This window comes from Streptomyces sp. NPDC030222 (genome assembly GCF_055573115.1).
Window position 1 is genome coordinate 141,085 of the sequence record NZ_JBVICA010000007.1, and the last position, 21,817, is coordinate 162,901.

Here is a 21,817-nt window from a genome sequence, read left to right on the forward strand (position 1 = left end):
CGAATGACGCACGGCCCACTGCCAAAGCGCCCGCCGCCGGGGTCAACGATGCTTACGCGCCCTCCGGAACGGAGTCGTCGGCCAGAGCGGCCGCGGTCAGGGTGAGGTGCTGAACCAGTACCGCGGCTGCGGTGTCGGCGTCGCGGGCCAGCGCCGCCTCCTCCAGCCTGCGGTGCTCCTCTGAGCCGTCCCGGTCGGGGTTGCGGTGTGCCGACCAGCGGCGGGCCAGTTCGCTCGCGGTCCACAACCGGTCGAAGGTCTCCAGCAGGACGGGGTTGCCGCACCCCTCCAGCAGGGTGCGGTGGAAGCCCCTATGGGCCTCGGACCACGCGCCGCTGTAGTACTCGCCCTCCTCCGGCACGTACGCCGGGGTGCGAACCAGGCGATGGTGGGCGGCCCGCACGCGGGCCTCCCAGTCGACGTCGCCGCGCTCGATGGACATGCGCAGTACGGCCGGTTCGGTGGTTCGGCGGGCCTCCGCGATCTCCTGCCAGCGACGGTCGGAAAAGGACGGGACCGCGAATCCGCGGTTGGGCAGCCGGTCGGCGAGCCCCTCGCCGACCACCCGTACGAGCGCCTCGCGCACGACGGCCAGGCTCACGCCCTGTTCCTTGGCGAGGTCCTGCGGTTTGAGGGCGTCACCGGGGGCGTAGTCCCCACGCATGATCGCGTCCCGCAGGTGTGCGTAGACCTGCTCGGAAAGCATCTGCTTCCCGGAGGGAGCCGGGTTGTGGAGCGTGCCAGTCATGGCTTCAGCATAGACGATCCCTTGAATAATCGATTATCTGTGTTACGGTCGATTTAATGGTGGACGAGAGTCATCGACGGCGCCGTTCCGTCGACTCTGCGGCTCGATGACCGGCCGCACCACCGCCCCAGCGCACAGCCGGAAAGGAACACCGCGGTGTACGCCAACGACCCCTTCGCCCGCCTCCCCGAGGCGGCGTCCTTCACCGTCACCAGCACCACCGTTGCCGACGGAGCCGCCTGGCCGCACGAGCAGCACGCCTCCGGCCTGCCCGGCGGGAAGGACATATCTCCGCAGCTGTCCTGGAGCGGCGCCCCGGACGGCACCGAGAGTTACGCCGTCACCGTCTACGACCCCGACGCTCCCACCGGGTCCGGGTTCTGGCACTGGGCGGTCGCCGACATTCCCGCCACGGTCACCGAGCTGCCCGAGGGCGCCGGCGACGACACCGGCTCAGGCCTGCCCGAAGGCGCCTACCAGCTGCCCAACGACGCCCGCGCAGCCCGCTACATCGGCGCCGCCCCGCCGGCCGGGCACGGCCTGCACCGCTACTTCATCGTGGTGCACGCCCTCGACGTCGCCTCCATCGGCGTCCCCGCCGACGCCACCCCGGCCGCCCTCGGCTTCACCATGGCCGGTCACATCCTCGGCCGCGCGGTACTGATCGCCACCGCCGAGACCCCCGCCTGACGGCGCCGTCCAACTCCCGGGAGAAGCAACCGCGATGCACCTCACCGACCTTCCCGACGCCGTCCACCCCGGCGACGGCCTGATGGACCTGAACGCCGTCCGCGAAGTCAGCCGCGCCATCAGCGCGGCCCACCTGTTCATCTACCTCGCCCCCGAGAGCGCCCATGAGGCGGCCAAGCTCGGCGTGACTGACCGCGGACCGGCGTACCTCGCCTTCCGGTCGGCCGCGATGGGCGCGGTTCCGTGGCAGGTCACGCTCGCGGCTTTCTACAACTTCAGCCCGCGGGCAGTGCGGGCCATGGCGGGCGTCTGGGACGCCGCGCTGCCCGAGCAGTGGCAGGCCGCCCGCTTCCTGGCAGCCGGGCGGGCGATGCGGCGCGTCGGCGTGCATCTCGCGGGCGACCGACTCTCCGAGGCGCGATCGCTGATTGATCCGGTCGTCGCCGGTGCCGACTACGTCGGCAAGGTGCTGGCCGCCGCGAACGCGTCGGTCGCGCTTCCGTCCGATCCACTCGTCGCGCTGTGGCAGCAGATCACGGTGGCGCGCGAATGGCGCGGTGACGCGCATCTCGTCGTGCTCGCCGACAACGGTCTCGGGCCGTGCGACTGCCTCGTTCTGCACACCGCGACGGGTCGTCTTCCCACGGCCCTCGCTCGGGTGACCCGCCAGTGGAACGACGAGGAGTGGGCCGCGGCGACGGCACGCCTCGCCGCGCGCGGCTGGCTCGACTCCGACGCCACGATCACCGACGCCGGCAGCGCGGCGCGCGAGCGGATCGAGGTGGAGACGGACGAGCACTGTGCCGCGCTGTGGGCGCCGATCGGCGACGCGGGTGCCCGCCGCCTCGCCTCGCTCATCGCGCCGATCACCGACGCGTTCACCGAGGCGGGGACGTTTCAGGCCCTTCATTCGGCTCACTGATCATTTCAGCGGGATCCAGCGAGGAACCCCGGGCCTGGTGCGGGATCTCCTTCAGCGGCCATGTGCGGCTGCCCGTCCAGCCTCACTGGCCGACGGGAGGTGACGGTGGGGCCGAGAACCCTCTGCGGGGGCCGAACGCCCTGATCGCGGGTGCGAGGGGCGACGTCCCGCTCACGGCCACGACGGCGGGCAAGCCCCTTGCGCGAGGCGCCTGGGCGGGCTGTGCAGCAGTCCGTCCAGGCATCCTAGGGGCGCGACTCACGCGGTGTGCTTGATCTCGATGTGCTTCGGTTCCGGCTTCTCTTCGCCGAGGCCCACGCTGACGGTCAGCATGCCGTCGGCGTACTCGGCTCGGACGTCGTTCTCGTCCGCGCTCTTGGGCAGCGTGAGACTGCGGGTGAGGGATCCGTAGCGGATCTCGCTGCGGTGCTTGTCCACCTCGCGCTCGGTGCGCTCGGCCTTGATGGTGAGGACGCCGTCGTCGACGGTGACGTCGAGGTCCGTGACATCGATGCCGGGGAGTTCGGCCCGGACGACGTACCGGCCCTCCTCGGTGTACTCCTCGAGCCTCATCGCGTACAGATCCGCCATGGCCGGCATGGTGAATCGGGTGGGGAAGGCCTCGAACCACTCGGGCAGGTCGGGAAACGGGAACTTCTGCTTGCGTGCGAGTACAGCCATGACCAGGCTCCTCGGTATGGCGGTTACGACATACGTCCAGTCCACCGCACCAGGTGCAAGATCGCAGGGGCCGAAGAGGCATCATCGAGGTCCGAAGGTCCCCAGGAACGCAGGTTCACGGACGATCGGATTCCATGAAGGGGGCCACTCGGTCCTGCCGCGTCGACCGCCTCCTGCGCAGCGTGCAGGTATGAGCCGGCCGCAGCCGACGGCTGCCGACGCGTGGGATGCGGACAGGTGGAGTGGCCAGGGCATCTGCCGGTGAAGCACTCCCGATCGCCTTCGGCGTCGACATCGTGGAACGGGACGCCGCCCTGGCCTGGGCGGCCGAGACAGCCGTCCGCCGGGGGTGCCCCTCCAGCCGGTCCGCGCGGTGCTGCCTGTCATCCGTCACGTGCGCGGCGTCGAGGAGACCGCACACACAAGGCCCTGCGTCAGCTGGGGGACGAGGCGCTCGACAGGGCCGAGGCGCGTGGCCATGAACGGCAGCCGGGGCTTGAGGTGACGACGTTCATCACGGACGCGACCCCGGCACAGGCGCTGGTACGGCAGTCCGCGCACACGGGACTGGTGGTCCTCGGCACGCGTCGGCTGGACCGACTGGCCGAAGTGCTCGGCGCCGCCTCCACGACGGTCAGGATTCTCGTCGTCTGCACGAGGCCGGATGGTTCCGGTACGGGAGAGGAGCAGGCGAGGAACGAGAACGTCGACCACGTGAACCCTACGATCCGCTAACGCAGGGAATCGAGTTCGATCGCCGGGCACTTGTCCATGACCATGTCGACGCCCGCGGCCCGCACCCGCCCGTAGGCCTCCTCGTCGATCACGTCGAGCTGGAACCACACGGCCCTGGCACCGGCCGCCACCGCCTCGTCCGCGACTTCGCCCGCGAGGTGGCTGTTGACGAACACGTCCACGACGTCGACGGGGAAGGGGATCTCCGCCAGCGAGGCGTAGCCCTGCTCGCCGTGCACCGACTCCGCCTTCGGATGCACCGGCACGATGCGCTTCCCGTAGCGCTGCAGCACCCGCGCGACCCCGTACGCGGCGCGCCTCTCGTTGGTGGACAGTCCCACGACGGCCCAGGTGTCCCCGGACTCGGTCAGGATCCTGCGAACGGTCTCGGCGTCCCCGTACACGTGCTGCCTCCACTGGTCGGCGCGGTTTCCTCCTCTCCGCAACCGACGACGGGTTCGGGGGATTCCCGGAGGGGCGCATAGGGTGGCGGGATGCAGGAGCAGTACCGGACCATCGCCCGCGAGGGCGTGCACGAGGCCGAGATCAACCGATCGCGGTTCATCTGCGCGCTCGCGCCCGCCGCCACCGAGCAGGAGGCCCAGGAGTTCGTCGCACGGATCCGCAAGGAGCACCCGACCGCGACGCATAACTGCTTCGCGTACGTCATCGGAGCCGACGCGGCGGTGCAGAAGGCGAGCGACGACGGCGAGCCCGGCGGGACGGCCGGGGTTCCGATGCTGCAGATGCTGATGCGCCGCGAGGTGCGCTACGTGGTGGCCGTGGTCACGCGGTACTACGGCGGGGTCAAGCTCGGCGCCGGCGGCCTGATCCGCGCCTACGGCGGAGTCGTCGGCGAAGCCCTCGACGCGATCGGCACGCTCACCCGGCAGCGCTTCCGGCTCGCCGTCGTCACCGTCGACCACCGCCGCGCCGGGAAGCTCGAGAACGACCTGCGCGCCACCGGCCGGGCGGTGCGCGCCGTGCACTACGGCGAGGCGGTGACCATCGAGGTCGGGCTCCCGGAGGCGGATGTCGAGGCGTTCCACGCCTGGCTCGCCGACACCACCGCGGGCACGGCCGCACTCGAACTGGGCGGGGAGGCGTACGGCGACGCCTGACGCGCGCGTGGCGTCCGCGGTACGGCCGCCGAGCGGACGGAAACCCCGATTGCCCCACGCGTTGTCGGACCCCACCGTTAATCTCCCGATCATGAGAATCCTGCACACGTCGGACTGGCACCTGGGACGGTCGTTCCACCGGGTGAGCCTTCTCGACGCCCAGGCCGCGTTCCTCGACCACCTCGTGGCGACCGTGCGGGAGCACGAGGTGGACGCGGTGCTGGTGGCAGGGGACATATACGACAGGGCGATCCCGCCGCTGACCGCCGTCGAGCTCTTCGACCGGGCCATCCACCGGCTCGCGGACCTGTCCGTACCGGCGATCGTGATCTCCGGCAACCACGACTCCGCCCGCAGGCTGGGCGTCGGCTCCGGCCTCATCGACAAGGCCGGGATCCACCTGCGGACCGATCCGGCCGGCTGCGGCACCCCCGTCGTCCTGTCCGACGAACACGGGGACGTCGCGTTCTACGGCCTCCCCTACCTCGAACCGGCCTTCGTACGCGACGAGTTGCGGGCGGAACGATCCAGCCACGAAGCGGTGCTCACCGCGGCCATGGAACGGGTCCGCGCCGACCTCGCCTCCCGGGCCCCCGGCACCCGCTCGGTCGTCCTCGCCCACGCCTTCGTCACCGGCGGCGAACCCAGCGCCAGCGAACGGGACATCACCGTCGGCGGCGTCGCGTCGGTCCCCGCCGGCGTGTTCTCCGGAGCCGACTACGTCGCCCTCGGGCACCTGCACGGCTGCCAGACGATCGCCGACCGGGTCCGCTACTCCGGCTCACCGCTCGCCTACTCCTTCTCCGAGACCCACCACCGCAAGACCATGTGGCTGGTCGACCTCGGCCCGGCGGGCGAGATCACCGCGGAGCGGATCGACTGCCCTGTGCCGCGCCCCCTCGCGCGTATCCGCGGACGTCTCGCCGACCTGCTGGACGATCCCGCACTCGAACCGCACACCGGCTCCTGGACCGAGGCGACCCTCACCGACCCCACCCGGCCCACCGACGCCATGGCACGGCTCGCCACGCGCTTCCCGCACACCGTCTCCCTCTACTACGAGCCCGAGAGCACCGGCCAGGACTCCCCGGCCTCGTACGCCGAGCGCCTCGACGGCCGGACCGACCAGGAGATCGCGGAGGACTTCGTGGCCCATGTACGCGGCGGCACCGGACCCGACGACCTGGAACGGACCGTGCTCCGCGACGCCTTCGAGCACGTCAGGACCGCTGCCGCGGCACGCGAGGTGCCGGCATGAGGCTGCACCGGCTCCGCGTCACCGCCTTCGGCCCCTTCGGAGGCCGGCACGAGGTCGACTTCGACGCCCTGGCCGCCGCCGGCCTGTTCCTGCTGCACGGCGCGACCGGGGCCGGCAAGACCTCGGTACTCGACGCCGTCTGCTTCGCGCTGTACGGCGCGGTGCCCGGCGCCCGCCAGGGCCCCGGAGCCGCACTGCGCAGCGACCACGCCCCGGCCGGCACACCCACCGAGGTCGTCCTCGAACTGACCGTGGCGGGCCGGCACCTGGAGATCACCCGCCGCCCCGCACAGGAGCGCCCCAAGCGGCGCGGCGCCGGCACCACCACCGAACCGGCACAGTGCCGGCTCCGCGAACGGGATCCGCGGACCGGTGACTGGCACGCCCTGAGCCGTTCCCTCCAGGAGATAGGCGTCGAGATCACCGAGCTCCTCGGCGGCATGAGCCGCGAGCAGTTCTGCCAGGTGGTCCTGCTGCCCCAGGGGGAGTTCGCGCAGTTCCTCCGCTCCGACGCCGAACAGCGCGCCAGACTGCTCGGACGGCTCTTCGACACCCGCCGCTTCAAGGACGTGGAGGAACGCCTCGCCGCCCTGGGCCGCGCGGCCGCGGACCGGGTGCACACCGGCGACGCACGGCTGCTCGCCCTCGCCCAGCGCATGGCGCAGGCCGCAGGCGACACCGCGGACACCCGCGCCTGGCCGCTGCCCGAACACAAACCCGGCGACGCCGGTCTCACCGACGCCGTCCTCGCCTGGGCAGCCGTCGTCCGCACCGAGGCCCGCGAGCGCCTCGACCACGCCGAGTACACGGCCCGGGCCGCGGAGAACCGGCAGAACGAGGCCCGGCACCTGCTCGACGAGCAGCGACGGCTCGCTGAGCTCCAGGAGCAGTACGCCGAGACCCGGCGCCGCGCCGACGCCCTCGCCGCCGCCCGGGAGGAGCGAGACCGGGTCGGCGCACTGCTCGAACGCTCCCGCAAGGCCGAACGGGTCGCCGCGCCGCTCGCCGCCCATGACGCGGCGGAACGCGAGCACGCCCGGGCGCGCGACACCGACGCCCGGGCGCGTGCCGGCCTCCCCGCCGAGCTCGCCGAGGCGGGCCCGGAACAGCTCGCCGCTGCCGCGGACCGCCTGCGCCAGGACCTGGGCGGCCTGGAGGCCGCCCGTCGCGACGAGGCGCGCAGCGAGGAGATCACCGAGGAACTCGCCGCGCTCGACCGCCAGGGGAAGGAAGACGAGAGCCGACTGCGCGAGGCCGACGAATGGCTGGCCGGCTGGGACGACCTGCGCCGCGCGTGCCAGGAGCGGATCGACACCGCACAGCAGGCCGCCGCCCGTGCCGAGCAGCTGTCCGCCCGGCTGGAACCGGCGCGTGCCCGACGCGATGCCGCGCAGCGTCGCGACGGGCTGGAGACCCGCGCCGATGCGGCCCGGCAGAGCGTGACCGCCGCCGAGAAGGCGGAACTGGCGGCCCGGAGCCGCTGGCTGGACCTCCGCGAACGTCGCCTCGACGGCATCGCCGCCGAACTCGCCACCGCACTCCGGGTCGGCGAGCCGTGCAAGGTGTGCGGTGCCACCGAGCACCCCGACCCCGCACGGACCGCCCCCGGCCGGGTCGACCGGGTCGCCGAGGACACCGCCCTCGAGGAGTGCCGCACCGCCGAGGCCGCCCGCGCCGACGCCGAACGGCAGCTCGCAGCCGTCAGTCAGGACCTCGCCGTAGCCGCGGCCGGGGCGGGCGGGGCGACCCTCGCCGAACTCGCCGCGCAGGCCGAGCGTCTGGCACAGGAGCACGACGAGGCGCGTGCCCGCGCCGCCGACGCGCACGCCGCCCACCTGGAGCTCGACCGCGCCGAGCGGGAACACGGCGAACGGCTCGCCGCCCGCCGGCAGGCAGAGCGTCGGATGGCCGGCAGCACCTCCCGGATCGAAACGCTCGCCGAGGAACGGCTGGTCCTCCGACGCCGGCTGGCCGAGGCCGGCGGCGGGTCCGGCACCGTCGCCGAGCGGGCGACCGCCCTCGAAGGGACAGCACGTGCCGTGGCCGCGGCAGCGGAGGCGGCCCGCGCGCTGGAAACCACGGCCCGCATCCTCAAGGAGGCCGACGGGCGGCTCTCCGAAGCCGCTTTCCGCGCCGGGTTCGACACCCCGGCGCAGGCCGCGGCCGCGCTGCTGGACGATGCGCAGCACCGGGCCGCCCAGCATCGGCTGGACGCCTGGCAGACCGAGGAGGCCGGCGTCGCGGAACGGCTCCGCGACGCCGCGACCACGGCGGCGGGAAGCCTGCCGCCGGCCCGCCCCGGCGCGGCCCGCACCGCGTACGACGCCGCCGAGCGGGCCGCCCGTGACGCCACGGCCGCCCTCGCCGCCGCACACGACCGGTGCGCATCCCTGGCGGCGCTCGCCCGGCAGGCCGCCGACGAGGTGCGCAGGCTCGGGCCGTTGCGCGACGAGTACCACCGGGTGTCGCGGCTCGCGGCCCTCGCGGCGGGCACCTCCGGGGAGAACACCCGCCGGATGCGACTGGAGTCGTATGTGCTGGCGGCCCGGCTGGAGCAGGTCGCTGCCGCGGCCACGGTGCGCCTGCACCGCATGTCGGGGGGCCGCTACACGCTCGTCCACTCCGATGTGCGCAGGGGCGGCAAGCGCGCCGGGCTCGGGCTGCACGTCGTGGACGCATGGACAGGACGTGCCCGGGACACCGCGACCCTCTCCGGCGGCGAGACCTTCTTCGCTTCCCTCGCACTCGCCCTCGGGCTCGCCGATGTCGTCACCGACGAGGCCGGGGGAGTGCGGCTCGACACGCTGTTCATCGACGAGGGTTTCGGCAGCCTCGACGAACAGACCCTGGACGAGGTGCTCGACGTCCTGGACTCGTTGCGGGAACGGGACCGCAGCGTAGGCATCGTCAGCCATGTCGCGGATCTGCGCCGCCGCATCCCCGCACAGCTGGAGGTCGTCAAGGAGCGGCACGGTTCCGCGCTCCGCCACCGGACGGCCGCGGTCAGAGACTGACGGCCCGCCGGGGCTCTCGCGCGTCGGCGCCGGCGTTCGGCCCCGGCCGGCGTCGACGCTCTCACAAGCCCCCTGGAAAAGGGTGGGGCAGACCCTTCTGCGGCCGGCGCACAGGGGTTCACCGAGCGAGGCTCACGACCCCGTTCAACGAGTCCCATCACGAGCAGCGCTACGTGTGTTGCACACCCGTGCGACGGCCTCCTCGGCCCGCCCCGCGAGCAGCGCGTCGTGGTCGACGAGGGCGATTCCGCCGCCTGCCGCCCGTACCGCCGAGGACTCCTCCTCGAACGCGGCGTCCGGCCGCCGGGGCCGCAGGGGATCGCCGCAGAACAGGAACCGGGGAGGCAAGGAAGGTGATCTCCTCGATCGGGGGAGGGGGAACAGGCGACGGTACGGCGACGCGCGGCCCTGTGCCGCGCGCCGGACGGGTCAGAGCCGCGACAGCTCCTCGACCAGGTCGTCGAGGCCCAGCGGTCCCTGGGACAGCGCCGCCATGTGCCAGGCCTTGGCGTCGAAGGCTTCGCCGTGGGCCCTGCGGGCGTGCTCCCGGCCCCGCAGCCAGGCACGTTCTCCGAGTTTGTAGCCGATCGCCTGGCCGGGCGTCGACAGGTAGCGGATCAGCTCGCTCTCCACGAACTCGGCGGGCCGGCCGCTGTGCCGCCCGAAGAACTCCTGTGCCAGCGCGGGAGTCCAGTACTCACCGGGGTGGAACGGGGAGTCCGCGGGGATCTCCAGCTCCAGGTGCATGCCGATGTCCACGATCACCCGGCAGGCACGCATCATCTGCGCGTCGAGGTATCCGAGGCGCTGTTCGGAGTCGTCGAGGAACCCCAGCTCGTCCATCAGCCGTTCCGCGTAGAGGGCCCAGCCCTCCGAGTTGGCGCTGACGTGACCGATCGTCGCCTGGTACCGGGACAGGCGGTCCGCGACGTGCACCCACTGCGCGATCTGCAGATGGTGGCCCGGTACGCCCTCGTGGTACCACGTCGACACCAGGTCGTAGACCGGGAACCGGGTCTCGCCCATGGTCGGGAGCCAGGTCCGTCCCGGCCGGGAGAAGTCCTCCGAAGGGCCCGTGTAGTAGGGCGCGGCCACCCCTCCGGGCGGCGCTATGCGCGACTCCACCCGCCGGACCCGCTCGGCCAGTTCGAAGTGGGTGCCGTCCAGGGCCGCTATTGCCTCGTCCATGAGGTTCTGCAGCCAGACTCGGGTCTCCTCGACTCCCTCGATGTGCCTGCCGTGCTCGTCGAGCCAGGCCAGCGCCTCCCACGGACCGGAACCGGGAAGGATCTTGTCCGCCTCGGCCTTCATCTCGTCGAGCAGCCGGTGGTACTCGGACCAGCCGTACGCGTAGGCCTCGTCGAGATCCAGATCGGTGCCGTTGAAGTAGCGCGCCCAGCGCGCGTACCGTTCACGTCCCACCGTGTCCGGGGCGTCGGCGACGGCGGGTGCGTACACGTCACGCATCCAGTCCCGCAGCTCGACCACCGCCTCGGTGGCGCTCCGTGCGGCGGAGTCCAGCTCGGTCCGCAGCGGCTCGGGACCGGCATCCGCGAATTCCTCGAACCAGCCGCGCCCGCTGCCGGCCCACTCGGTCAGCTGGCCGATGAACGTCGCGGTCGCGCGCGGACCGCCGTACAGCTTGCGCTCCAGACCGGCTTCCAGGGAGACCCGGTAGCTGTACAGCGCCGAGGGGACCGCCCGCAGCCGCTCCGCGATCGCCGACCAGTCCTCGTCGGTCTCCGTCGGCATCATGGTGAACACCTGGCGCACACTGTGGGCCGGCGACCGCATGTTGCCCACGGTGCGCAGGCCTTCCTCGGCCTCGTGCACGGCGAGTTTGGCGGTGAGCCGCTCGCGCAGGAGCCGGGCGCAGCGCCGCTCGGCCTCGCTGTCCGCGCCGGGCTGCCGCTCCGCCTCGGTCAGCCGCGCGAGTGTGATGCGGATGAGTTCGGCGACTGCCTCCTGCCCCGTGGGCGAGTAGTCCGGGAGCCGGCGGGAGCTCTCCTTCACTCCCAGGTGCGTTCCGGTGACCGGATCAAGGGTGATGAGCGCATCGACATGGGCGTCGGCGACCTGTCGGGGCAGCGGGCTGCTCGAGGTGTCTGGCATGCCGCCATCCTCGTATGCAACGGGTGTCCGCGTCATCACCCTCAGGCGATCAGTATGCGCCGATCAGTGGCTTGACATGGGCGGCAGCAGCGGGCCGCAGTCCCATTGCTGGAAGATCAACCGGGTTTCGACCCGCGCCACTTCACGGCGGGAGGTGAACTCGTCCAGGACCAGCCGCTGGAGGTCGGCGGTGTCCTTCACGGCCACGTGCACCAGGTAGTCGTCGGGCCCGGTGAGGTGGAAGACCGCCCGTGACTCGGGGAGCGCCCTGATGCGCTCGACGAAGGGGTCGATGAGCTCCCGTCGGTGCGGCCGGACCTGTACGGAGAGCAGGGCCTGGAGCCCCCTGCCGACCTTCGCCGGATCGACGCGCAGCTCGTAGCCGAGGATCACCCCGCTGCGGCGGAGCCGCGCCACCCGGTCCAGGCAGGTGGAGGGAGCCACACCGACCTCGGCGGCGAGGTCACGGTAGGTGGCCCGTGCGTCGTTCTGCAGCAGGCGCAGTATGTGCAGATCGACCGCGTCCAGTACGACGGAATCGGCCATGGGCCGAACGTAACACGCCAATCGAACGCTACCTGTCGGTAGTCGTTCACCTTTCCGCCATGGACACCGACGCCCCCACCCCATGGGCCCTGGCCACCGCGGCGGTGCACGCCGGCCGCGAAGATCTCGCCGGGCAGGGCCTGCACGCCGCACCCATCGATCTGTCCACCACCTACCCCTCGTACGACAGCCGGGCCGAGGCGGCCCGGATCGACGAGTTCGCGGCCACCGGCGCCCAGCCCGTCGGGCCGCCGGTCTACGCCCGGCTGGACAACCCCACGACGGCACGCTTCGAAGCGGCACTGGCACGGCTCGAGGGCACCGAGAGCGCCGTCGCCTTCGCCAGCGGCATGGCGGCCCTCTCCGCCGTCCTGCTCGTCAGGGCGAGCCTGGGCCTGCGGCACGTGGTCGCCGTCCGCCCGCTCTACGGCTGCAGCGACCACCTGCTGACCGCGGGCCTGCTCGGTTCCGAGGTCACCTGGACCGATCCGGCGGGCGTCGCGGACGCCATCCGCCCCGACACCGGCCTGGTCATGGTCGAGACGCCCGCCAACCCCACCCTGGCCGAGATCGACATACGGGCCGTGGCCCACTCCTGCGGCGAGGTGCCGCTGCTGGTCGACAGCACCTTCGCCACCCCCGTGCTCCAGCGGCCCGTGGAGAGCGGCGCCCGCATCGTGCTGCACAGCGCCACGAAGTACCTGGGCGGCCACGGCGACGTCCTGGCCGGCGTCGTCGCCTGCGACGAGGAGTTCGCCCGCGGTCTGCGCCAGGTGCGCTTCGCCACCGGCGGCGTGCTGCACCCCCTGTCCGGCTATCTGCTGCTGCGGGGCCTCTCGACGCTGCCCGTACGGGTCCGGGCCGCGTCGGCGGCTGCCGCGGAGCTGGCGGCGCGGCTGGCGGACGACCCCAGGGTCTCGCGGGTGCACTACCCGAAACTGGGTGGTGCGATGGTCGCCTTCGAGGTGCACGGCGACCCGCACGAGGTCATCGCCGGAGTCCGGCTGATCACCCCGGCGGTCAGCCTGGGCAGTGTGGACACCCTCATCCAGCACCCCGCCTCCATCAGTCACCGCATCGTGGACGAGGGCGACCGGCGGTCCGCCGGCGTCAGCGACCGGCTGCTGCGGATGTCCGTGGGGCTGGAGGACGTCGAGGACCTGTGGCGGGACCTGGACGCCGCGCTCAGCGCTCGGCCTGCTCGTACGGCGGGCGGGACCGCACCGGAGTCGCATCCAGCCGTGCGGTGATCACCAAGGTCCCCTCCTCGATCTGGTAGTCGAGGGGGAGACCGAGCCCGCGCATGGTCGCGACCATTCCGGTGTTCGACGACTGGGTGACGGCGTACACGCTGTCGCAGCCCGCCTCGACGGCCATCGCGACCAGTCGGCGCAGCAGTTCGGAGCCGATGCCCCGGTGCTGCCACTCGTCCTCGATCAGCAGCGCCACCTCGGTCTCGTCCCCGTCCCAGAGCAGGTGGCCGAGCGCGACCAGACGGCCGGAGACCGTCTGCACGGCGAGGGTGCGGCCGAAGCGGGGGCTGAGCAGATGGTTGAGGTAGCGGTCGGCGTCGGCCACCGGACCGTGGTACCGGAGGCCCAGTGTCCGCTCGGAGCAGCGGTCGTGCATCGCCCGGGCGGCGACGAGGTCGCCCTGGCCCACCCGGCGGATCGTGATGGCGTTGCCCTCGGGCAGCGTCAGCACGTCCTCGCTGCGCGGCATGCGCGGCCCGAGACGTGCGTCCAGCTCGACGAGGGCACGGGCGCGGGCGAACTCGGTCGGGGTGAACGGCAGATACGGGCGTTCGACGGTGATCACGCCGCCGTTCGGGTCGCGCAACCGCATCTCCGTACCGTCCAGCACGCCCTCGACCGGCGCCGGCACGGCCTCTCGCCGACCGGTCGGGGGGACGGCGGGCCAGGAACGGATGGTGCAGCGTCCCAGCAGCTGCCTGAGGGCGAGCGGCAGTTCGGCGGCGTCGAGGGCGGTCCGGGTGGCCAGGCCCAGCAGCCGGGTCGGGGTGTCCACCAGATCGTGGGCGTCGGCCCGCTCGATCCAGGTGTCGCAGCCACCGGCCGCGGACACCTCACGGGTGAGCTGCGAGGCGGTGAGGTCCAGCGGTGCGCGCAGCAGGAACTCGTCCACCGTTCCGTTCCCCAGCGGGTGCGTCTGGAGGCTCAGGATGTCGACGTGCCGGCGGGCGAACGCCGTGCAGAGGGCGGCCAGACTGCCCGGCTCGTCGCGCACGGTGGTGCGCATCCGCCACAGCGAGGTGCCGCTCGGGCCACCGGACGGCGGTCCGGCGGGCGAGGACGCGGGCTCCGCCTCCGCCGTGCCGGCGGTATGGGAACCAGGAGGCGCATGACTGTGGCGACGCGCCCACCAGGTGTGGAACGCGGCTGTGGCGATCAGGGCCACCGCGGAGGTGACGAGGAGGAACGGCCCGTCCGGACCGTGGGCGATCATGTTCGCGATCGCGTCGGCGACGGCGACGGCGGTGAAGAGGGCGGCGAGCTCGACAAGATCCCGGCGCCAGTGGTGACGACGGCGGGCGTTCTTCGCGGAAATCGTCTCGGTCATGGCATCACTCTGGCCGAGGGGTGTTGCGTGATCACGAACGCTTTGTGACTGACGGGTTAAGTGCGTTTTCGTCTATTTTGTCAACTTGTTTGATGGTTTGGGTCGCAATTCGACCGCCGGTGCGCCGTATTGTGCCCGGCGCGCTCCGCCGCCGGCTGACAAGTGCGCAGCAGGTCCGTACAGATGGGCGCGGGGCACCCTCCCGCAACGGAGGGCGCCGGAGCGCCCAGCCGAGTCGGGTCCGGAGGCGGGTCCGCGTCCGGGCGCCGGGACCCGGGTCCGGGCCTGCGCCCGGACCGGGCCAAGGGCCTTACGGCGGCCGCTCCTCCTGCTACTGCCCGACCAGCCCGGGCCGCAGCACCTTGCTGAACAGCACCGTGCCGCCCTCCGCGCGCAGCCGTACCGTCAGGTCGCCGCTCTCGCCGTCGACGTCGACCTCGCCGAAACACTGCGGGGCCTCCATGGGCGACACATTGGCACGGGTCGGCGCGTGCACGAAGACCCGGTCCGGTCCGAACGTCCCGTCCAGCGCGTTCGCGGGGAAACCACCGGCCGCCAGTGGTCCGGAGACGAACTCCCAGAAGGGCGCGAAGTCCTTGAACGCCGCACGTGACGGCTCGTAGTGCTGCGCCGAGGAGTAGTGCACGTCGGCCGTCAGCCACAGCGTGCCGGTGATCCGGTGGTGCTTGATGAAGCGCAGCAGCTCGGCGATCTGCAGCTCCCGGCCGAGCGGCGCCCCGGGGTCGCCCTGGGCGACGGCCTCGAAGTCCGTCGCCCCGTCCGCCACGACCAGACCCAGTGGCATGTCCGCGGCGAGGACCTTCCACACCGCACGCGAACGGCGCAGCTGCCGCTTCAGCCAGGCCAGTTGCTCCGCACCGAGGATGCCCGTCGAGTCGTCGGCCTGGCGTCCGGGCGAGTTCGCATTGCGGTACGACCGCATGTCCAGGACGAACACGTCGAGCAGGGGACCGTGCCGGACCACCCGGTGCATCCGGCCCTCGCGGGCCCCGGGGCGGAGCGTGGAGACCGGGAAGTACTCGCTGAAGGCCCGCATCGAACGGGCCGCGAGCACATCGACGTTCTTCTCCGTGTAGCGGCTGTCGTCGAGTATCTGCCCCGGGTACCAGTTGTTGCGGACCTCGTGGTCGTCCCACTGCGCGATCGTGGGGACCTGTGCGTTGAAGGCCCGTGTGTTGTGGTCGAGGAGGTTGTACCGGAAGACGCCGCGGAACTCCGCCAGCGACTCGGCGACCTTCGACTTCTCCTCCGTTGTGACGTTGCGCCACACCCGGCCGTCCGGCAGGGTCACGCTGGGCAGGATCACCCCGTCCGCGTAGACCGTGTCACCGCTGCAGAGGAAGAAGTCCGGGTCCAGCCGCCGCATCTCCTCGTACACGCGGAAGCCCCCGATGTCCGGGTTGATGCCCCAGCCCTGTCCCGCGATGTCGCCGGACCACAGGAAGCGCGTTCCGGCCCGCCGGAGTGCCGGAGCCGTCCGGAAGGTGCCGTACACCGGCTCGCCGGTGCGGCGCGGGTCGTCCGGGTCGGCGAGTGTCACGCGGTAGTGGATCTGCTCGCCCGCGGGGAGCCCGTTCAGTGCCGTGGTTCCGGTGAAGTCCGTACCCGGGCCGAGGAGCGGACCGTACCGGCGTCGGCTGTTGCGGAACGACTCGGTGGCCGAGACCTCGACGATCATCCGCGACGGGCGGTCCGCGCGCACCCACACCAGTGCGGAGGAGTCCGTGACATCCCCGGCCTGCACGCCCCAGGCGGCACGCGGGCGCCCGGAGAGCGCCAGCGCCGGTGCCGCGGCCCCGACGGCGGGCAGGGCCAGGGCGGCCGGCACGGCCAGCGAACCGCGCAGCAGGGTGCGGCGGGTGGACGAACTGCGGGGCAGGAGCGACATCGATGTGCCTCCGGAAGCGGTGCGGACGGCGGACTCGGGAGTACGCCCCATGCCTACTGCCCCGCAACGGCGGGCGCACGAACCCCGGATGAACACTCGCGCCGCATTCGGGGGACCCTCAACTGGCCGACGCTTTACGGGGTTTCGTCGGCCGGCAACGGCGGGTGCACGGCCGGGACGTTGCCGGTCCGACCTGCGCGGCGTCCGGGTCGCCGATCGTCCGGTGCCCGGTCCGGGTCCCCTCCGTCCGTGCCGCGTTGGCCGGCCCTGGCGGGGGCAGCCGAGGGGTCTTCGCCGTGCCCGGCAGCCCCGCACCGCCCTCCCGCGGCGGCTCCACGGCCGCCGCGGGAACCGGTGTCAGCGGCTTGTGTCCAGGATGACGCGCGCCACCAGTGCCGGGTCGTCGTTCATCGGGACGTGGCCGCAGCCGGGCAGGCGCACCAGCCGGGCGCCGGGGATGGCTTGCTTGGCGCGGGCCCCCTGGCGGCGCAGCAGCAGCCGGTCCCTGGTGCCCCAGGCCACGGTCACCGGCATGCCCGGGATGTCGTCGGCGAACAGCACCTCGCGGCCCGCTGCGAGGGTCTGCTCGAAGCCGGGCGCGTGGCGCAGCGCGAGCGTCTCGGCGATCACCGCCTCCGGTGAACGGCGGCCCGGCCGGGCGTAGATGGTGCTGGTCAGGGCGGCTCGGCCCGCCGCGGAACGGGACATCCGCTCGACCATGGGCACCGGCAGGGTGCGTGCTCCCCGGCGCATCGCCAGCAGCGCGGCGAAGGCGTAACGCCGTTCGGCCGGTGTCCAGAAGCCGGCCGGCGACAGTGCGGTCACCGACCGCACCAGCTTCGCCCTGCCGAGCCCCAGTGCCAGGAGTCCGCCGAGCGAGTTCCCCGCGACGTGCGGGCGGTCCAGGTCCAGTGCCTCGCACAGCGCGCCCAGCGCCGGCACCACATGCGCCAGGTCGTACGGCAGACCGTCGGGCAGTGCGGGCGACTCGCCGAAACCGGGCAGGTCCACCGCGATCACCTCGCGCTCCGCAGCCAGCGCGGGCAGCACCGGATCCCAGGCCTGGAGGTGGTGCCCTATGCCGTGCAGCAGCAGGAGGGGCTCACCGCTGCCGGTGCGGCGGTAGGTGACGGAGACCGTGCGGCGACCCCGGGGGGACTCCACGGGGAACGAGATCTGTGCGGACATGCTCCTGCTCCTGTCGGCGGATCGGGCGACGCCGGGGCTTCCTGGACACCCTGTCAGCAAGGATTACCGCTCGGTAGCTTCTAGTTCAAGAGGTTGCCCGGTCGGTTTCCGGGGCCGGCGCCGGGCGGAGCAGGCCCGTTCCCTCCCATCAGCCGGGCCTTCTGATCTCGAGGTTGAAGTCCGGGTCGCCGAAATGCCGCATGAGTCCCATCCATAGCGGCAGCCACATCTCGACCGCCCGGGACTCCTCGATGCCGCCGAGATCGATCACGCGGTCGGCCGGCCAGCCGAACAAGCCCAGCAGTGCGACCGCCGCGGCCTTGGCGGCACCGTCGTCGCCGCAGACGAAGACCTGGTGCGAACCCGGAACCCGGCCCGGGTCCACCATGACCGCACAGTTGAGGGTGTTCAGGGTCTTCACCACGCGGGCGTCCGGGAACGCGCGCTGGATCTGCTCGCCCACACTGTCCGACTCGACCGGCGCCAGTCGCAGCCGACCGTCCTCGAAGGCCAGGGGATTGGTCACGTCGATCAGCAGCTTCCCCGCCAGGTTGCCGGCGCCCGCCGACTCCAGCGCGGCGAGCGCCACCCGGCCGCCCACGGCGACGATCACGGCACCGCCGAAGGCGGCGGCCTCGGCGAACGTCCCGTGGCTCGCCCCGTCCCCCGTCTCCCGGGCCCATTCCCGGGCCGTGTGGTTGTCCTTCTCCCGGGACCCGAGCATCACCTCGTGGCCCAGTCCGACCAGTCGGCGGCCGAGCGTCCGGCCGACCTGCCCTGTCCCCAGCACTCCGTAGCGCACACCATTCATGTACACAGAGTAACCATCCCTCACTGTGTGTCAAAGGGGTTCGGGTAGGAGGGCCGTATCGCCGACTCGCGGGGTTCGGAAAGGTGGGCTGCACGGCCGGCTCGCGGCGGGGATGGGCGGGTCGTCAGCATTGCCGGCCCGGACCGTCCGTGGGGCGGCCCCGGCCGTGCGGTCGGAGCCGCCTGGACAGTGACGGGTGCTTCGGGTGGGATGGGAACCGTGGCGACCGACACCCTCACCGAAGTCTTCGAAGAGCACCGCGGCGTCCTGTTCGGCGTCGCCTACCGCATGCTCGGGAGGGCGGCCGACGCCGAGGACGTCGTCCAGGAGGCGTGGCTGCGCTGGACGGCCGAGGAACGCACCGATGTGCGCGAGCCACGTGCCTATCTCGTGCGCATCACCACGCGGTTGTCCCTCGACCGGCTGCGGCAGGTGCAGTCCCGGCGGGAGGCCTATGTCGGCCCCTGGCTCCCGGAGCCGCTCGCCACCGATTTCGGCGAGTCCGTCCCCGACACCGCTGAACAGGCCATGCTCGCCGACTCGGTGTCCCTCGCCGTGCTCGTCGTCCTCGAGTCGCTGTCCCCGCTGGAACGGGCCGTGTTCGTGCTGCGCGAGGCCTTCGGCTACTCCTATGCCGAGATCGCGGGCGTGCTGGAACGCTCGGAGGGGGCGGTCCGGCAACTCGCCGGCCGCGCACGGCGCCATGTGGAGGAGCGCAGACCTCGCTTCGACGTCGACCCGGCGGAGCGGCGCGACCTGACGGAGCGGTTCCTCGCCGCCTCGTCCGGCGGCGACCTCCAGGCGCTGCTGGAGCTCCTCGCCCCCGACGTCCGGCTGGTCGGGGACAGCGGAGGCAAGGCCAAGGCGCCCTTGCGGGTCATCGAAACGGCCGACAAGGTGGGCCGCTTCGTCGTCGCCGTGGCGCAGATCCCGGTTCCCGGCGCCGAGTACCGCCTCGTCGAGATCAACGGCGGACCGGCCGTGCTCGTCCTGTCCGAGGGCCGGCCGGACACCGTCGTCCAGCTCGACGTCGTCGACGGCCGCATCCAGTACCTGTACCTCGTGCGCAACCCCGACAAGCTGGGTGCGGTCGGCGAGCGGTAGTCCCTCCGCCCCGCGCTCGCGACCGTGTGACCGCGGGACTTGCACCCCTGAACCCGGCGGCCGCCGGCTCGGTGCCACGCCGCGGACGGTTGCTGGAACGTCGTGTGAACGCCTGTCCGAGGTGTCCGTCATGCCCCGTCCCGGCCCCATGATTGGTCTTGACCAACTCTTCGGCCCGTCCTATCGTCACAGGGTTAGTGCAGGAACCTTTAATAAACAAGGGCGCAGAAACACCGCGGGGACACGGCGGATTGCGGAGGACAGGGTGGGGACCACGCAGCTCGAATCGGCGCCGGAGCCGAAGTACTGGCATCTCAGGACCGTCCTCAGCGAAGCACTCGACTCCGAGTTCTCCGTGGGTGAGGTGCTGCCCAACGAGCGTGAACTCGCCGCGCGCTTCGGAGTCGCCCGCGCCACCCTGCGTCAGGCTCTCGAACAACTGGAGCTGGAAGGCAGACTCCAGCGCCGCCGGGGCGTCGGCACCACCGTCGCACCGCCGCGGTTCGGCGTGGACGTCGGCACCTCCGACCAGGAGTGGCCCGGCGCACCGGGTGACGACTGGCAGCCCGTCGACTGCACCACCGCCGCACCCCCCTCCGACGTCGCCCGGCACCTGGGCACCGAGAGGGGCGAGAGCGTGCACGTCGTGCGCCGGCTGCGACTGAGCCACGGCCGCCCCTTCGCCGCCGAACTGCTCTACGTCCCTTCCGCCTCCGTGCCCGACCTCCCCGCCATCGACACCCCCTCCGGCCCGACCCGGGTCCGCGCCCTGCTGCGCTCCCTCCAGCGGCTCACCCTCGACGGCCAGGACCGTGCGGTGGAGCTGGGGTCCGCCCGCGCCGACGACGCCAAGGAACTCGACCGGCTGCCCGGCGCTCCCGTCCTCGTGGTCACCACCCGCTACGCCGCGAACGGTGCGACCGCCGCCCTCTCCGTCGCCACCTACCGGGCCGACACCTGTCGGCTCACCTTCGGCGACTCCGGGGGCATCGAGATCAGCTCCGGCGCTCCGGAGCGCCGCGCCTCCTGACCGAGGGCCCGGCCGCTGCCCGCCTGCCGTTGCCCCGCCCGCCGTTGACCGTCCCGCCGGAATACGACGCCGCGCCGAGCACCCGGGTCCTTCCCCCGGTGAGGCCGCCCGGCGACCGTCCGGCGCGCCGCGCGGCCGTGCCGTGGACGTTCCCACGGCCGGCGGCATCCCGGTCAGCGCCGGGCCGTCACCGTCCGTTCGACGGCGAACAGCTCCTCCTCCACATGGTCCAGCGCCAGCCGGAGCGCACCCGTGGCTACCGCCGCCTCACCGAGCAGCGACAACGCCACTCGGGGCGGCCGCAGGCAGTAGCGGGCCAACTCGTCCCGCAGCGGGTCCAGTACGCCGTCGAGGCCCGCGGCCCAGCCGCCCACGACCACCAGCTCCGGATCGAGCGCCAGCACCAGGGCGGCCACATCGTGCACCAGCCGCTGGATGAACCGGCCGACCGCCGCGCGGGCCCGCTCGTCGCCCTCCCGGGCCAGCGCGAAGACCCGCGCCACCGCCTGCTCGTCCAGCGGGTGCAGGGGCTCGTCCGTGGTCGACAGCAGCGTCTCGGGCGTGACCTCGCGGCCCAGCAGATGCAGCGCCCCGATCTCCCCGGCCGCGCCACCGTACCCACGGTGCAGCCGCCCGCCGATCAGCGAACCGGCACCGGGGCTCAGGCCCGCGAGCACGAACACGATGTCGTCGGAATCGGTGCCCGCGCCCTTCCAGTGCTCCGCCACCGCCGCCGCGTTCGCGTCGTTCTCCACGAGCACCGGGCAGCGGAACGACCGGCGCAGCCGCTCGCCCAGCGCCAGTCCCGTCCAGCCCGGCAACGCGGTGCAGAGCCGGACCGTGCCGTCCGCCTCGACGATGCCCGGGCTGCCGACCCCCACCGCGCGCAGCGACCCACGCGGTACCCCGGTACGCCGCAGCACGTCCGCCACTGCCGCCCGCACCTTCTCCAGCCGCTCATCCGCCGACGACGTCTCCGAGACGTCCCTCGTGCCTGCGCCGATGATGCGTCCGTCCAGGCCGGAGATCAGCACCGCGATCCGGCGCACTCCGATCTCGACGCCCAGCAGATGGCCCGCCTCGGCACGGAAGCGGAACCTGCGGGCGGGCCGGCCCTGGCGCCTGGTCTCGCCCTCCTCCGGCGGAGCCTCGACCACCAGGCCCGACTGCATCAGTCCGTCGACCACGCCCTCGACGGTCGGCCGCGACAGGCCCGTCACCCTGGTCAGATCGGTCAGCGTGGGCGAACCCGCACCGCGCAGCGCGTGCAGCACCACCGCGGAGTTGATCCGCCGCAGCAGAGAGGGGTCCCCGCCGGTCAGCCGCCCCAACGTGTGTCCTCCCGGCTCGTACGCGTGTCTGCCGGAT

The 21,817-nt window shown here is 72.5% G+C and carries 20 protein-coding genes; 9 read left to right on the plus strand and 11 right to left on the minus strand.

All coding sequences use genetic code 11. The annotated features are described in order from the left end of the window. Positions 1–52 precede the first annotated feature (52 nt). Positions 53–748, minus strand: a complete 696-nt coding sequence (locus tag ACZ4Z5_RS13140; protein ID WP_468260991.1) for a GntR family transcriptional regulator — start codon at positions 746–748, stop codon at positions 53–55. Positions 749–904: 156 nt separating this feature from the next. Between ACZ4Z5_RS13140 and ACZ4Z5_RS13145 the strand changes: the two genes are divergently transcribed. Both ACZ4Z5_RS13145 and ACZ4Z5_RS13150 read left to right on the plus strand, forming a co-directional pair. Beyond that, entirely contained in the window at positions 905–1,438 is a 534-nt protein-coding gene (locus ACZ4Z5_RS13145) for a YbhB/YbcL family Raf kinase inhibitor-like protein (RefSeq protein ID WP_468260994.1), read from the plus strand. A gap of 34 nt (positions 1,439–1,472) precedes the next feature. Continuing rightward, entirely contained in the window at positions 1,473–2,360 is an 888-nt protein-coding gene (locus tag ACZ4Z5_RS13150) for an SCO6745 family protein (protein WP_468260997.1), read from the plus strand. Positions 2,361–2,618: 258 nt separating this feature from the next. Here the strand turns inward: ACZ4Z5_RS13150 and ACZ4Z5_RS13155 are convergent, their stop codons facing one another. Further along, positions 2,619–3,041 (minus strand): Hsp20/alpha crystallin family protein, encoded by a 423-nt coding sequence (locus ACZ4Z5_RS13155; protein WP_468261000.1) that lies wholly within the window; start codon positions 3,039–3,041, stop codon positions 2,619–2,621. Between the two features lie 501 nt (positions 3,042–3,542). Here ACZ4Z5_RS13155 and ACZ4Z5_RS13160 point away from each other — a divergent pair. Further along, complete coding sequence (locus ACZ4Z5_RS13160) at positions 3,543–3,776, plus strand: hypothetical protein (protein WP_468261003.1); 234 nt, start codon at positions 3,543–3,545, stop codon at positions 3,774–3,776. Here ACZ4Z5_RS13160 and ACZ4Z5_RS13165 read toward each other — a convergent pair. Further along, positions 3,773–4,180: a CoA-binding protein gene (locus ACZ4Z5_RS13165; protein ID WP_468261005.1), complete on the minus strand. Its 408-nt coding sequence runs from the start codon at positions 4,178–4,180 to the stop codon at positions 3,773–3,775. The two genes, ACZ4Z5_RS13160 and ACZ4Z5_RS13165, sit on opposite strands and share 4 nt — an antisense overlap. A gap of 90 nt (positions 4,181–4,270) precedes the next feature. Here ACZ4Z5_RS13165 and ACZ4Z5_RS13170 point away from each other — a divergent pair, with 90 nt between their 5' ends. The 3 genes from ACZ4Z5_RS13170 to ACZ4Z5_RS13180 all read left to right on the plus strand — a co-directional run bounded on the left by ACZ4Z5_RS13170 (position 4,271) and on the right by ACZ4Z5_RS13180 (position 9,169). Continuing rightward, positions 4,271–4,897 carry a YigZ family protein gene (locus ACZ4Z5_RS13170; protein WP_468261008.1) on the plus strand — a complete coding sequence of 209 codons (627 nt, stop codon included), beginning with the start codon at positions 4,271–4,273 and terminating at the stop codon, positions 4,895–4,897. Between the two features lie 91 nt (positions 4,898–4,988). Then, positions 4,989–6,155, plus strand: coding sequence for an exonuclease SbcCD subunit D (locus tag ACZ4Z5_RS13175; protein ID WP_468261011.1), 1,167 nt, complete (start codon positions 4,989–4,991; stop codon positions 6,153–6,155). Further along, positions 6,152–9,169, plus strand: coding sequence for an AAA family ATPase (locus ACZ4Z5_RS13180; RefSeq protein WP_468261014.1), 3,018 nt, complete (start codon positions 6,152–6,154; stop codon positions 9,167–9,169). The genes ACZ4Z5_RS13175 and ACZ4Z5_RS13180 overlap by 4 nt, the downstream gene beginning before the upstream one ends. A 144-nt stretch (positions 9,170–9,313) precedes the next feature. Here the strand turns inward: ACZ4Z5_RS13180 and ACZ4Z5_RS13185 are convergent, their stop codons facing one another. From ACZ4Z5_RS13185 to ACZ4Z5_RS13195, 3 genes are all read right to left on the minus strand, one after another. Then, complete coding sequence (locus ACZ4Z5_RS13185; RefSeq protein WP_468261016.1) at positions 9,314–9,517, minus strand: hypothetical protein; 204 nt, start codon at positions 9,515–9,517, stop codon at positions 9,314–9,316. Between the two features lie 81 nt (positions 9,518–9,598). Further along, positions 9,599–11,281 carry a DUF885 domain-containing protein gene (locus tag ACZ4Z5_RS13190; RefSeq protein ID WP_468261019.1) on the minus strand — a complete coding sequence of 561 codons (1,683 nt, stop codon included), beginning with the start codon at positions 11,279–11,281 and terminating at the stop codon, positions 9,599–9,601. 63 nt (positions 11,282–11,344) lie between these two features. After that, the gene (locus tag ACZ4Z5_RS13195; protein WP_468261023.1) at positions 11,345–11,827 is read right to left on the minus strand and encodes an Lrp/AsnC family transcriptional regulator; all 483 of its coding nucleotides are present in this window, start codon (positions 11,825–11,827) and stop codon (positions 11,345–11,347) included. A gap of 59 nt (positions 11,828–11,886) precedes the next feature. Here ACZ4Z5_RS13195 and ACZ4Z5_RS13200 point away from each other — a divergent pair, with 59 nt between their 5' ends. Continuing rightward, positions 11,887–13,077 carry a trans-sulfuration enzyme family protein gene (locus tag ACZ4Z5_RS13200; protein ID WP_468261026.1) on the plus strand — a complete coding sequence of 397 codons (1,191 nt, stop codon included), beginning with the start codon at positions 11,887–11,889 and terminating at the stop codon, positions 13,075–13,077. Here ACZ4Z5_RS13200 and ACZ4Z5_RS13205 read toward each other — a convergent pair. From ACZ4Z5_RS13205 to ACZ4Z5_RS13220, 4 genes are all read right to left on the minus strand, one after another. After that, entirely contained in the window at positions 13,013–14,407 is a 1,395-nt protein-coding gene (locus tag ACZ4Z5_RS13205; protein ID WP_468261029.1) for a GNAT family N-acetyltransferase, read from the minus strand. The two genes, ACZ4Z5_RS13200 and ACZ4Z5_RS13205, sit on opposite strands and share 65 nt — an antisense overlap. A 331-nt stretch (positions 14,408–14,738) precedes the next feature. Further along, positions 14,739–16,316: an alkaline phosphatase D family protein gene (locus ACZ4Z5_RS13210; RefSeq protein WP_468261033.1), complete on the minus strand. Its 1,578-nt coding sequence runs from the start codon at positions 16,314–16,316 to the stop codon at positions 14,739–14,741. 357 nt (positions 16,317–16,673) lie between these two features. Next, positions 16,674–17,504, minus strand: coding sequence for an alpha/beta fold hydrolase (locus tag ACZ4Z5_RS13215; protein WP_468261036.1), 831 nt, complete (start codon positions 17,502–17,504; stop codon positions 16,674–16,676). Positions 17,505–17,652: 148 nt separating this feature from the next. Continuing rightward, positions 17,653–18,306: an NADPH-dependent F420 reductase gene (locus ACZ4Z5_RS13220; protein ID WP_468261494.1), complete on the minus strand. Its 654-nt coding sequence runs from the start codon at positions 18,304–18,306 to the stop codon at positions 17,653–17,655. 228 nt (positions 18,307–18,534) lie between these two features. On the opposite strand from ACZ4Z5_RS13220, the gene ACZ4Z5_RS13225 reads away from it, so the two are divergent. Together ACZ4Z5_RS13225 and ACZ4Z5_RS13230 are read left to right on the plus strand one after the other, a co-directional pair. Then, entirely contained in the window at positions 18,535–19,419 is an 885-nt protein-coding gene (locus ACZ4Z5_RS13225; protein ID WP_468261039.1) for an RNA polymerase sigma-70 factor, read from the plus strand. Positions 19,420–19,684: 265 nt separating this feature from the next. Next, complete coding sequence (locus tag ACZ4Z5_RS13230; protein ID WP_468261042.1) at positions 19,685–20,449, plus strand: GntR family transcriptional regulator; 765 nt, start codon at positions 19,685–19,687, stop codon at positions 20,447–20,449. 173 nt (positions 20,450–20,622) lie between these two features. Here the strand turns inward: ACZ4Z5_RS13230 and ACZ4Z5_RS13235 are convergent, their stop codons facing one another. Then, positions 20,623–21,780 carry an ROK family transcriptional regulator gene (locus tag ACZ4Z5_RS13235; RefSeq protein ID WP_468261045.1) on the minus strand — a complete coding sequence of 386 codons (1,158 nt, stop codon included), beginning with the start codon at positions 21,778–21,780 and terminating at the stop codon, positions 20,623–20,625. Positions 21,781–21,817: the final 37 nt, after the last annotated feature.

Excerpts from the sequence above, each read along its gene's own strand:
- ACZ4Z5_RS13140 (WP_468260991.1), bottom strand. The coding sequence starts at position 748 with ATGACTGGCACGCTCCACAACCCGGCTCCCTCCGGGAAGCAGATGCTT.
- ACZ4Z5_RS13150 (WP_468260997.1), top strand. The coding sequence starts at position 1,473 with ATGCACCTCACCGACCTTCCCGACGCCGTCCACCCCGGCGACGGCCTG.
- ACZ4Z5_RS13155 (WP_468261000.1), bottom strand. The coding sequence starts at position 3,041 with ATGGCTGTACTCGCACGCAAGCAGAAGTTCCCGTTTCCCGACCTGCCC.
- ACZ4Z5_RS13170 (WP_468261008.1), top strand. The coding sequence starts at position 4,271 with ATGCAGGAGCAGTACCGGACCATCGCCCGCGAGGGCGTGCACGAGGCC.
- ACZ4Z5_RS13175 (WP_468261011.1), top strand. The coding sequence starts at position 4,989 with ATGAGAATCCTGCACACGTCGGACTGGCACCTGGGACGGTCGTTCCAC.
- ACZ4Z5_RS13180 (WP_468261014.1), top strand. The coding sequence starts at position 6,152 with ATGAGGCTGCACCGGCTCCGCGTCACCGCCTTCGGCCCCTTCGGAGGC.
- ACZ4Z5_RS13190 (WP_468261019.1), bottom strand. The coding sequence starts at position 11,281 with ATGCCAGACACCTCGAGCAGCCCGCTGCCCCGACAGGTCGCCGACGCC.
- ACZ4Z5_RS13195 (WP_468261023.1), bottom strand. The coding sequence starts at position 11,827 with ATGGCCGATTCCGTCGTACTGGACGCGGTCGATCTGCACATACTGCGC.
- ACZ4Z5_RS13200 (WP_468261026.1), top strand. The coding sequence starts at position 11,887 with ATGGACACCGACGCCCCCACCCCATGGGCCCTGGCCACCGCGGCGGTG.
- ACZ4Z5_RS13205 (WP_468261029.1), bottom strand. The coding sequence starts at position 14,407 with ATGACCGAGACGATTTCCGCGAAGAACGCCCGCCGTCGTCACCACTGG.
- ACZ4Z5_RS13210 (WP_468261033.1), bottom strand. The coding sequence starts at position 16,316 with ATGTCGCTCCTGCCCCGCAGTTCGTCCACCCGCCGCACCCTGCTGCGC.
- ACZ4Z5_RS13215 (WP_468261036.1), bottom strand. The coding sequence starts at position 17,504 with ATGTCCGCACAGATCTCGTTCCCCGTGGAGTCCCCCCGGGGTCGCCGC.